General features: G+C 47.0%; 1 protein-coding gene. It reads left to right on the top strand.

From position 1 onward, the window contains the following. The first annotated feature begins 70 nt into the window (after nucleotides 1–70). A complete protein-coding gene (locus HHX48_RS18560; RefSeq protein ID WP_191026739.1) occupies nucleotides 71–1,105 on the top strand; it encodes an IS110 family RNA-guided transposase in 1,035 nt (344 codons plus the stop codon). Nucleotides 1,106–1,321 lie beyond the last annotated feature (216 nt).

The raw sequence follows: 1,321 nt of genomic DNA, 5'->3' as shown, positions 1-1,321 counted from the left end.
TTAATTAGATGGTCCGCCTCACCTCTGAGCTTCTACGCTTAGAGTTAGGCAAACAAAGAGGCGAACCATCATGTCTTCTATTAAGGTCCTTGGTATTGATTTAGGCAAATCATCGTTTCACGTCATAGGCCGTGATTACTCTGATAATCAGGTAATCCGTAAGAAGTTTTCTCGTTCTGCATTAATTCACTATCTTCATCAGTTATCTCCATGCACAATTGCGTTTGAAGCATGTGGCGGCGCACACTGGCTTGGCAGACAATGCGAGTCGATGGGCCATAAGGTCAAGCTTATCCCTCCACAATACGTAAAGCCGTTTGTTAAAAGTAATAAGAACGATTTCATTGATGCGGATGCGATATGCGAAGCATCAACAAGGCCGAACATGCGCTTCGTCAGCGTAAAGTCAGAGCAGGCACAAATCATCTCTGCTATTCATAAAGCCAGGCACGGATATATCAAAGACCGAACAGCCTGCATGTCTCGCATCGGTGCTTTGCTACTGGAGTTTGGCGTTGCCCTTCCAACAGGTCATAGTGTGATGAAACAACTATTTAGCTGGCTGGCGCAGCAGCGGCAGCCCCTTCCGCCGTTATTAATGCAAGAGCTCGTGGAGTTGCACGAGCATTACCTGCTTCTCAACGCAAACATTGAGAAACAGGACAAAAAGCTTAAGCAATTGGTGGAGGGTGATCCGGTTGCTCAGTTGCTGAAGACGATCCCGGGCATTGGCGATATGACGGCCAGCCTTTGTGTTGCCAACATTAGCAGTGCAACAGACTTTAAGAATGGTAGAAACATGGCGGCATGGTTAGGTCTAGTGCCTGCGCAATATTCAACAGGCGGTAAGCCCAAATTACTGGGCATAAGTAAGCGAGGTAACAAGGAGCTTCGAACCTTGTTTATCCATGCGGCCAGGGCGGTAATGTCGAGGCCTGAGAAGACGGGAAAAATCTACGGAGAGTGGCTAATGAATCTGCGAGCAACCAAGCCGTTCAATGTCGCTACAGTCGCATTGGCCAACAAGTTAGCTCGCATAGCATGGGCAGTCATGAAAACAAAACAAGCATTTAGCGACAATGCGTTAGCACCGGGTTTGCAATGATAAAAGAGATGACGAAAACGGTAGAACCACTGGATTAAAACCTGACACAAAAAACAGCTCACAGAAGCTTTCGGTTTTTTGAGGATAATCCAGCGCGGATCTCATCGTGGAGCGGGTTGCGAAAGCGCCTAATCAGACTCCGAATACATTAGCGCATAACCAGCCCCGTTATCGAAATTAATCATTGCAATAACGAGGCGGACCATACATTTTTGT

It is taken from the genome of Salinimonas profundi, assembly GCF_014750655.1.
Taxonomy (GTDB): Bacteria; Pseudomonadota; Gammaproteobacteria; order Enterobacterales; family Alteromonadaceae; genus Alteromonas; species Alteromonas profundi_A.
Note: the sequence above shows the minus strand (reverse complement) of the source record. Positions and strands in the feature narration are given on the sequence as shown.